We start from the raw sequence: 9,918 nt of genomic DNA, 5'->3' as shown, positions 1-9,918 counted from the left end.
CTCGTGGAGAGTCCCCCTCACCCCACCCTCTCCCCGCAAGCGGGGCGAGGGAGCGCGAGCGCCGTCCGTCCCTTACGACGCGGCCCCCACGGGTTGTTGCCAACGACCGCCCATGACATCATCCGGATACCGAGTCATCTCTGCCCCCCTGGATTCCTGATGCCGCGCCGGAAATTTGCCTGGGAGAAGCTGTCGGATGACGAGTTGCTCAAGCAGCGCCTCTCCAGCCTGAGGGTTACGGTCAAAGGCACCTGGCTCGAGGACTGCGTCAGCACGCTCCATGAGGAGCTCGAAGAGCGGGGCATCCGGCTGCGACCGCACACATGGATATCGAGCGAATGGTTCAGTCCGGGCGATGTGCCGGGCATCGCCATCCCCTTCTATCTCGCGCATCCCCGTCTGATGAAGCTCGAGAAGAAGATGATGTTCGACGTCGAGGGCGGAACCTGGCGCGAGTGCATGGGTATCCTCCGTCACGAGGCCGGCCATGCCGTGCAGCACGGCTATCAGCTGCAGCGCCGCCGGCGCTGGCAGCAGCTGTTCGGCCCGTCATCGAAACACTATCCGCGCTACTACCGGCCCAATCCTGCCAGCAGGCGCTACGTCCAGCATCTCCGGCTTTGGTACGCGCAGAGCCATCCGGATGAAGATTTCGCCGAGACCTTTGCGGTGTGGCTGCGGCCGCGCTCGAACTGGCGGACGCGATATGCGGGCTGGCCCGCACTGAAGAAGCTTGAATATGTCGACGAGCTGATGCACGAGATTGCGGGAAAGCGGCCGCTGATCACGACGCGGGAGCGTGTCGATACGCTGGGCCGGCTCAGCCAGACGCTCGAAGAGCACTACAAGAAGAAGCAGGCGTTCTACGCCTTCACAGCGCCGAAGACCTACGACCGCGACCTCTCCCGGCTGTTTTCAGCCGATCCACGGCATCACCGCTCAAAGCCGGCTTCGGCGCTGATCAGGCGGCACCGCGCGCAGATCAGGCAGCTGGTCGCGCGGTGGACGGGCGAGAACCAGCTCACGCTCGATGCCGTGCTCGATGATATGATCTCCCGCTGCCGTGAGCTCGACCTGCGCGCCGTCGGCCCCGAACAGAAGCTCGTTCTCGATTTCACCGTCCTCGTGACCGCCAAGACGATGCACGCGCTGTTTGGCCCGTCTCGGCGCAAATGGATCGCGCTATGAGACGCTCACGCATTCTGGTGCTGATGCATCCGGACTTCATGCCTCCGGACTCCTCCGACGGATACACGCCGCAGGAAATCAACGCGTGGAAAACGGAATACGACGTGGTGAGCACCTTGCGCGCGGCCGGCCACGAGGTTCGCGCTCTCGGTGCGCAGGACGAGATCAAGCCGATCCGCGAGGCGATCGAAGAATTCAAGCCGCACGTGGTCTTCACGCTGCTGGAGGAATTCCACAACAACGTCGCCTACGACCAGCACATCGCCAGCTATCTCGAGCTGATGAAGGTCCCTTATACCGGGTGCAATCCGCGCGGCCTGATCCTGGCGCGCGGCAAGGATTTGTCCAAGACGCTGGTGCATCACCGCCGGATCGCGGCGCCGGCCTTCGCCGTCTTCCCGATGCGCCGCAAGGTGAATCGCCCGACGCGCCTTGCGCTGCCGCTGATCGTCAAGAGCCTGAACATGGACGGGTCCTTCGGCATCTCGCAGGCCTCGATCGTCGATACCGACGAGAAGCTCGCGGAGCGCGTCGCCTTCATCCACGAGCGGGTCGAATCCGCCGCGATCGCCGAGCAGTTCATCGAGGGGCGCGAGCTTTATGTCGGCGTGCTCGGCAACAACCGGCTGCGCGTCCTGCCGGTTTGGGAACTGAAATTCGGCAGCATGGGCGGGCGCAGATCACGGCACATCGCCACGGAGAAAGCCAAGCACGACACCGACTATCAGGAGAAGCTCGGCATCGTCGACGGACCGGCCAAGGACCTCGCGCCCGAAGTCACCGCGCGCATCCAGCGCGCCGCGAAGCGCATCTACCGGGCGCTTGGCCTCGACGGCTACGCGCGCATCGATTTTCGTCTCGCCGCCGACGGCACGCCGTATTTCATCGAAGCCAATCCCAACCCCGAGATCGCCAAGAGCCAGGAGTTCGCCACGGCGGCCCAACATGCCGGGCTCAAATATCCGGATCTCCTGCAGCGCATCCTGACGCTGGGGATCAGCCGGGCCAAGGCGGGGGTGTCGCTGGGGTGATGGCGGCTTGCGCGACTATCGTAGGGTGGGCAAAGGCGCAAAGCGCCGTGCCCACCTTCTTTGTTTGCGATAGAGAATGGTGGGAACGCTTCCGCCTTCGCTCTTCGAGCTACGGCGGACAAGTCGCTTTGCCCACCCTACGGCAGCTAGCCTGCCTCGGCCTTCGCGCTCACCACGTCGGCAAATGACTTGAAGAACTCCCCCGCCAGCTTCGTCGCGGTCGAATTGATCAGCCGCGCTCCCAACTGCGCGAGCTTGCCACCGATCTGCGCATCGACTTCGTAATGCAACACCGTCACGTCGGCGCTCTCGGATTCCAGCCGCACCACCGCGCCACCCTTGGCGAAGCCGGCGACGCCGCCGGAGCCCTCTCCTGAGATACGGTAACTGTTGGGCGGATCGAAATCGGACAGCGTCACCTTGCCGCTGAACGTCGCCTTCACCGGGCCGACCTTGAAGACCACCGTCGCGGTCATCTCGTTCGGGGCGGTCACATCGAGCGACTGGCAGCCGGGGATGCACTGCTTCAGCACAGCGGGATCGTTCAGCGCCGCCCACACCTGCTCGCGTGAGGCGGGAATTCGCTGGCTGTCGTTCATCTGCATGATCGGTGTCTCACTCTCTGCTTGCTGTTTGATTGGCCGCGCGCTGGCCACGCCGGCGTTCCCTTGTGATCTCCGCGAGGATCGACATTGCGATCTCCTCCGGCGTGATCGCGCCGAGATCGAGGCCGGCCGGCGCCTTGAAATCATCGATCGCGGCGGCATTAGTGCCTTCCGCGAGAAGCTTGGCGCGCAACGAAGCCATCTTGCGGCGGCTGCCGACGAAGGCGTGGTAGTCGGCTCTGGTCGCGACCGCGGCACGCAAGGCGGCTTCATCACCCTTGCCTTGCGTCGAGACGACGACGAATCGCTTCGCGTCGTTGAGCTCGCCGAGGTGATAACCATCGATGACCGCATCGGCATCCGGCTGCGCCGTGCGATCGGCAGCGGGCGCGGCGAGCGTGACGTGATAGCCGAGCACGCGCGCCTGCGCCGCAAGCGACAGCGCCACCGGGCTCGCACCGAGAATGACGAGCGAGGGATGCGGCAGCACCGGCTCGACGAAGATGTCCATCGTGCCCTTGCTCGGGCACATGTTGCTGGCGAAGCGAATGCCGTCGCGGCTCTCGCCCGCGCTGACGCCGAGCTCGGCCAGCAAATTCTCCGGCTGCACCGAGACCATCCGCGGCTCGCCATCGGCGAGCGCCTCGCGCGCCGCCTTCAGCACCGCGCCCTTGGCGCAGCCCCCGCCGATCCAACCCGCGACGATGGTGCCGTCGGCGGCGATGATCGCCTTGGCGCCAGCCTTCGCCGCGGTCACCGACACCGTGCGCACCACCGTCGCGAGCACGAAGGCACGCTCGGCGGCCTTCATCTGAGCGACTACATCAAGCACTTCGACATGAGCGGTCATCGGAAGCCTCCTCAAAGCTTCGCCAGATAGGGTTCGAGCGCTCGCAGGCTTTGCAGCGAATTCGCGGGCGCATAGAGATCGACATGCGGCAACGCAGCTCTTATGCCCCGCGCTTCGGGCGTGTAGCCCTCCCACGCCATCATCGGGTTGAGCCAGACAATGCGGCGACAGCGCCGGTGCAGCGCCGCCATCTCGCGGCCAAGCAATGCGGCATCGCCGGTCTCGTAGCCGTCGGACACGATCATCACGCAGCTGCGGGAATGGATCACGCGCGCGGCGTGCCAGCGATTGAAGGTTTGCAGGCTCTCGCCGATCCTGGTGCCGCCACCCGCGCCTTGCGCCATGATCGAGAGCCGGTCGAGCGCGCGGCCGGCGTCCTTCTCCTTCATCGCGTCGGAGACGTAGGCGAGGCGCGTGTGGAACAGGAACGCCTCGGCCTCGCGGAACTGGTCGAGCACACCGTGGATGAAGCGCAGGAACACGGCGGTATACATGCTCATCGAGCCGGAGGCATCGAGCAGCACGACGAGCCGCAACGGCTTGTCCTTGCGCTGGCGTTTCACCAGGCTGATCGGCACGCCGCCATGGCTGATGTTCCGATGGATGGTGCGGCGGAGATCAAGCCGGTAGCCGCGCCGGCGCGCGAGGTCGCGGCGGGTGAGCCGCGTGCGCATCGCCTTGGCGAGCGCTGCTGCGGCCTCATGGGCCTGCGCGACCTGGTCCGGATCGCTCAGCTTTCGGAAATCGACCTCGGCAAAATTGTCGGCGCGTGAAGCACCTTCCATGCGGCCCTCGCCGGAGCGGCCTTCCGGCGCGTCGTCGGAGGACGGAAGCTGGTCGACGGCGGACTGGTTACTGCCCTGCTCTGCCGCGGCATCCCGCAAGCTCTTCAGCGAGGGATTGCTGGCGCCCGGCGTTGATCCAATCGTGCGGGAGCGCGAGCGCACGCGCTTGCCCAACCAGAACGCGTCGAACAGACCGTCGAACTTGTCCCAGTCGGATTTGCGTGCCGAGAACAGGTGCTTGAACGCCGCGCGCAGCAGACCCGGCCGCGCCGCATAGCGCGATGACATCAGCGTCGCCGCATCCTGCCCCTCGGCAAGCCCGACGCGAAAGCCGGCCTCGCGCAGCGTGCGCAGGAACGCCGCAAGCTTCGCGGAGACGAGGCGCGAGACCTCGTTGAGGTCATCATATCCGGGGCTGGAGCCACAGCAGCTCATGCGACCTTTCCCAGCAGGCGCTGCGTCACCTCTGGCGTGACACGGGCGCGGTCTTCGTGAGTCTTCAACAGGCAGACGAGCGTCTCATGCACAGTCTCGGGCGCGTCGTGAAGATTGGTTACGTCGAGGCCGACGAGAGCCGCCGCCCAATCCAGCGTCTCCGCGACACCGGGGACTTTTCGCAGCTCCTCCTTGCGCACACCCTCGACCATGCGCGCGATCTGGAGCGACAGCGACGGGCTGGCGCCCATGACGCGCGCCAGGATGATGCGGGTCTCGCGGTCGACGTCGGGATAGTCGACATAATGATAGAGGCAGCGCCGGCGCAGCGCGTCGGAGAGCTCGCGCGTGCCGTTCGAGGTCAGCACGACATGCGGGATGGTGATTGCGGGAATGGTGCCGAGCTCGGGGATCGAGACCTGGAAGTCCGACAGCAATTCCAGCAGGAAGGCCTCGAACTCGTCGTCGGCCCGGTCGATCTCGTCGATCAGCAGCACCGGCGCCTTCGGCCGGCGGATCGCGGCGAGCAAGGGGCGCTCGAGCAGGTATTTTTCCGAGAACACCTGGTCCTCGATGCTATCGCTGCCACGATGGGCCTGGATCGCCAGCAATTGGCGCTGGTAATTCCACTCGTAGAGCGCGGAGGACTGATCGAGGCCCTCGTAGCATTGCAGCCGGATCAGCTCGGTCGCGTGCACTTTTGCAAGTGCTTTCGCCACTTCCGTCTTGCCGACGCCCGCTTCGCCTTCGAGCAGCAGCGGACGCCGCAACAATTGCATCAGCGAGATCGCAGTCGCGAGGTCCGCATCGGCGATGTAGCCCGATGCGGCCAAGGCATGCGCGATTTCGTCTCGATTCTTCATTGGCCCTCGAACTGAATGCCGCACGTCCCGTGGCCTTCATGGTTCGATGCGCGCGAAGACGCGCTCCTCACCATGAGGATCTATGACCTCATCCTGAGGAGCGGCGCGTACGCCGCGTCTCGAAGGATGAAGGCCCGGCTCTCGCCAATCACCCTACGCCACCGCGCCCAGATCCTTCGCCGCCTTCCAGTTGCGCCAGAAATCATGCGGCATCTGGATGTGCGTGGACCCTAAGAACGAGAACGCGTCGTTGACGGCGTTGGAGAAGGCCGGCACGCCGCCGACATTCGGGCTTTCGCCGACGCCCTTTGCGCCGATCGGGTGATGCGGCGACGGGGTGACGGTGAAGTCGGTTTCCCAATGCGGCGTCTCCACCGCGGTCGGCATGAAGAAGTCCATGAACGAGCCGGTGACGACGTTGCCAACCTCGTCGTAGCGGATCTCCTGGCCCATCGCGATGGCGAAAGCTTCGGTGAGGCCGCCATGCACCTGGCCCTCGATGATCATCGGGTTGATGCGGGTGCCGCAATCGTCGAGCGCATAGAAGCGCCGGACCTTGTACACGCCGGTATCGACATCGATGTCCATCACGCAGAGATAGGCACCGAATGGATAGGTCATGTTGGGCGGATCGTAATAGCTGACCGCCTCCAGCCCCGGCTCCATACCCGGAGGCACCGAGTTGTAGGCCGCCCAGCAGATATCCTTCATCGACATGAATTTTTCCGGCAGGCCCTTCACCCGGAAGCCGTCGATGTCGAATTCGAGGTCGTCTTCGTGGACCTCGAGCTTGTAGGCTGCGATCATCTGCGCCTTGGCCTTGATCTTTCGCGCAGCCATTGCAATCGCGGCGCCCGCCACCGGTGTGGAGCGCGAGCCGTAGGTGCCGAGCCCGTAAGGTGCGGTGTCGGTGTTGCCCTCCTCCACCATGATGTTGTCGGCGGGAATGCCGATCTCGGTCGCGATGATCTGGGCCCAGGTGGTCTCGTGACCCTGGCCCTGGCTCTTGGTGCCCATGCGCGCGATGCCGGCACCGGTCGGGTGCATGCGGATCTCGCAGGAATCGAACATGGCGATGCCAAGGATGTCGCAGTTCTTCGACGGGCCAGCACCGACGATCTCGGTGAAGAAGGAGATGCCGAGCCCCATGATCTCGCGGGTCTCGCCCCGTGCGAACGCGGCGCGCTTCTCCGCCTGCTCCTTCCGGAGCGCGGCGTAGCCGGTCGTCTCCATCATCTTGCGCATGGCGGTGTGGTAGTCGCCGGAATCGTATTCCCAGCCGAGCGCCGAGTGATACGGGAACTGCTCCGGCTTGATGAAATTCTTCAGCCGGAGTTCAGCGGGGTCCATGTTGAGCTTCTGCGCCAGAATATCCATGGCGCGCTCGATGCAGTAGGCGGCTTCCGTGACGCGGAACGAGCAGCGGTAGGCGACGCCGCCCGGCGCCTTGTTGGTGTAGACGCCATCGACAGCCAGATGCGCGGTCGGGAAGTCATAGGATCCCGTGACGATGTTGAAGAAGCCCGCCGGCCATTTCGACGGGTCGGCGCAGGCATCGAACGCGCCGTGATCGGCGAGCACGTGCACACGCAGGCCCGTCACCTTGCCGTCCTTGGTCGCGGCGACCTCGGTTGTCATGTGATAGTCGCGCGCGAACGAGGTCGCGGTGAGGTTCTCGATGCGGTCCTCGACCCATTTTACCGGCTTGCCGGTGACGATGGAGGCTACGGCCGCGCAGATGTAGCCGGGATAGGCGCCGACCTTGTTGCCGAAGCCACCGCCGATGTCGGGCGCGATGACGTGGATCTTGTGCTCCGGCAGCTTGGCGATCAGTGCCACCACGGTGCGGATCACGTGCGGGGCCTGGAACGTGCCGTAGATCGTCAGCTCGCCCTTGATCTTGTCGAAAGAGCAGACGCACTGGCAGGTTTCGAGCGGCGACGGATGGGTGCGGTGATAGGAGATCATCTCCTTGATCGTGACCTCCGCCTTCCTAAAGGCGGCGTCTGTGAGGTCCTTGTCGCCGACGGTCCACTCGAAGATGTGGTTGTCGTGCTTGCGCGGACCATGCGCGCCGGACATCTTGCCGACGAGGTCCTCGCGCAGCACCGGCGCATCCGCATTCATCGCCTTGAAGGGATCGACCAGCGGCGGCAACGGCTCGTATTCGACGACAACCGCGTTGATGCCGTCATCGGCCGCATAGCGGTCGGTGGCGACAACGAAGGCGACCTCCTGATTCTGAAACAGCACCTTGCCGTCGGCCAGAACCATCTGCACGTCGCCGGCCAAGGTCGGCATCCAGGCGAGGTTCACGGTCTTCAGCGTCTCAGCGGTGATGACCGCGAGCACGCCGGGCACCTTTAGCGCCGCGCTGTCGTCGATCTTCTTGACGCGCGCATGCGGATGCGGCGAGCGGACGAAGTCGCCGTGCAGCATGCCGGGCAGCTTGACGTCGTCGACGTAATTGCCCTTGCCCTGGGTGAAGCGGATGTCCTCGACGCGCTTGCGCTTGCAGCCCATGCCTTCGAGTGCGGCAGTACGTTGTTCCCGCGTGGGAGTGAGGTCGTTCATTCTGCGGCCTCCTGGAATTCCACGCCGTTGATTTTTGCGGCGGCGTATTGAATGGCTTTGACGATGTTCTGGTAGCCGGTGCAGCGGCAGATGTTGCCGGAGATGCCCATGCGGATTTCCGACTCGCTCGGCGAGGGATTTTCCTTCAGCAGCCGGTGCGCGCGGACGATCATGCCGGGCGTGCAGAAGCCGCATTGCAGGCCGTGCATCATGCGAAAACCTTCCTGCAAGGCCGACAGCGTGCCGTCGGCATTGGCCATGCCTTCGATCGTGGTGATGTCACTGCCATCAGCCTGCACCGCAAACATGGTGCAGGACTTCACCGACATGCCGTCGATATCGACGGTGCAGGCGCCGCAATGCGTCGTCTCGCAGCCGATATGGGTGCCGGTCATCTGCAGATTCTCGCGGATAAAATGCACCAGCAGCGTGCGCGGCTCGACGAGGCCTTCGACCTCGGCGCCGTTCACCTTCATGGTGACGTGTGTTTTAGCCATCGATCCCTCTCCCTTACTTCGCGACAGCGGCGGCGCGCTGAAGCGCGCGCGTCACCATGATGCCGCCGACATGTTTTCGGTATTCGACCGGGCCGCGGGCATCCGCAGCTGGCGCCATGATCGCTGCGGCCGCAGCGGCGGCCTTCTTCAACGTCGCCGCATCGAGGCTGGTGCCAATCACGGCCTTGGCGGCATCGGCAGCCAGCAGCGGCGTCTCGTGGACGTTGGTGAGCCCGATCGCGCAGGTCGCGACCTTGCCGCCGGACATGGTGAGAACCACGGCGGCGGCGGCGGTGGCGTAGTCACCGACCTTGCGCTTGAGTTTTTCGTAGGCGTAGCCGTGGCCGGCCGCGGGCACGAGAACCGAGACGGAGGTCAGGATCTCGCCGGGCTCGAGCGCGGTGAAATAGGCGCCCTGATAGAAGTCGGCCGCCGCGACGTCGCGGGAGCCACCCGGGCCTTCGAGGCGATAGGTTGCCCCCAAGGTCATCATCAGCGCCGGCATGTCATTGCCGGGATCGCCATTGGCGACATTGCCGCCGATCGAGCCGCGGTAGCGCACCTGCGGGTCGGCGATCAGCAGTGCCGCTTCATGCAGGATCGGCATCGACTGGGCGATTTCGTCGGAGGCCAGCAGCTCGTGCTGGGTGGTCATCGCGCCGATGACGAGATTGTTGCCGTCGCGGCTGATGCCCTTGAGGGCGGCGATGCCGTGCAGGTCGATCAGATGGGCGGGGGTGGCGAGCCGAAGCTTCATCATCGGCACCAGACTGTGCCCGCCAGCCAGGGGCCGGGCATCCTCGCCGAGGTCTGACAAGAGCTTGACGGCATCGGCGACACTCGCCGGCCGGTGATAGCTGAATGAGCCTGGGATCATCATCTCCTCCTCGTCGTCCTCTGGCGCGTGACGGCGCGGACGTTGAGGGGAGGCTCACTCTTACGTTGGGGCCGCCGCAACTATTCGGGCACGGAACAGCGGATTTCGCACGAGTTGCGGCGGGGAACGCACGAATTGCGTCAGGGGTAGCGACGTATGGCGGCGGCCACTTACCCTCCCCTGGAGGGGGAGGGTAAGTGGCCGCCGCCATAC

General features: G+C 64.8%; 9 protein-coding genes. 2 read left to right on the top strand and 7 right to left on the bottom strand.

What is annotated here, in order from left to right; translation table 11 throughout:
* The first annotated feature begins 159 nt into the window (after nucleotides 1-159).
* Both IVB46_RS26665 and IVB46_RS26660 read left to right on the top strand, forming a co-directional pair.
* On the top strand, nucleotides 160-1,188 hold the full coding sequence (locus IVB46_RS26665) for a putative zinc-binding metallopeptidase (protein ID WP_247315438.1): 1,029 nt from the start codon (nucleotides 160-162) through the stop codon (nucleotides 1,186-1,188).
* Nucleotides 1,185-2,219 (top strand): ATP-grasp domain-containing protein, encoded by a 1,035-nt coding sequence (locus tag IVB46_RS26660; protein ID WP_247315440.1) that lies wholly within the window; start codon nucleotides 1,185-1,187, stop codon nucleotides 2,217-2,219. The genes IVB46_RS26665 and IVB46_RS26660 overlap by 4 nt, the downstream gene beginning before the upstream one ends.
* A 146-nt stretch (nucleotides 2,220-2,365) precedes the next feature.
* On the opposite strand, the gene IVB46_RS26655 is transcribed toward IVB46_RS26660, so the two are convergent.
* From IVB46_RS26655 to IVB46_RS26625, 7 genes are all read right to left on the bottom strand, one after another.
* A complete protein-coding gene (locus IVB46_RS26655; protein WP_247315879.1) occupies nucleotides 2,366-2,824 on the bottom strand; it encodes a carbon monoxide dehydrogenase subunit G in 459 nt (152 codons plus the stop codon).
* Between the two features lie 10 nt (nucleotides 2,825-2,834).
* The gene (locus IVB46_RS26650; protein ID WP_166103535.1) at nucleotides 2,835-3,674 is read right to left on the bottom strand and encodes an XdhC/CoxI family protein; all 840 of its coding nucleotides are present in this window, start codon (nucleotides 3,672-3,674) and stop codon (nucleotides 2,835-2,837) included.
* 11 nt (nucleotides 3,675-3,685) lie between these two features.
* Nucleotides 3,686-4,894, bottom strand: a complete 1,209-nt coding sequence (locus tag IVB46_RS26645; RefSeq protein ID WP_247315442.1) for a VWA domain-containing protein — start codon at nucleotides 4,892-4,894, stop codon at nucleotides 3,686-3,688.
* Entirely contained in the window at nucleotides 4,891-5,757 is an 867-nt protein-coding gene (locus IVB46_RS26640; RefSeq protein ID WP_247315445.1) for a MoxR family ATPase, read from the bottom strand. Before IVB46_RS26640 ends, IVB46_RS26645 begins: the two co-directional genes overlap by 4 nt.
* A gap of 153 nt (nucleotides 5,758-5,910) precedes the next feature.
* Entirely contained in the window at nucleotides 5,911-8,331 is a 2,421-nt protein-coding gene (locus tag IVB46_RS26635) for an aerobic carbon-monoxide dehydrogenase large subunit (RefSeq protein WP_247315447.1), read from the bottom strand.
* On the bottom strand, nucleotides 8,328-8,828 hold the full coding sequence (locus tag IVB46_RS26630; protein ID WP_247315450.1) for a (2Fe-2S)-binding protein: 501 nt from the start codon (nucleotides 8,826-8,828) through the stop codon (nucleotides 8,328-8,330). Before IVB46_RS26630 ends, IVB46_RS26635 begins: the two co-directional genes overlap by 4 nt.
* Nucleotides 8,829-8,841: 13 nt before the next feature.
* Nucleotides 8,842-9,705 (bottom strand): xanthine dehydrogenase family protein subunit M, encoded by an 864-nt coding sequence (locus IVB46_RS26625; RefSeq protein ID WP_247343813.1) that lies wholly within the window; start codon nucleotides 9,703-9,705, stop codon nucleotides 8,842-8,844.
* Between the last annotated feature and the right edge of the window lie 213 nt (nucleotides 9,706-9,918).

It is taken from the genome of Bradyrhizobium sp. 61 (assembly GCF_023073075.1).
In the GTDB taxonomy this organism is placed as follows: Bacteria; Pseudomonadota; Alphaproteobacteria; order Rhizobiales; family Xanthobacteraceae; genus Bradyrhizobium; species Bradyrhizobium barranii.
This window is presented reverse-complemented; position numbering and strand designations above follow the sequence as displayed.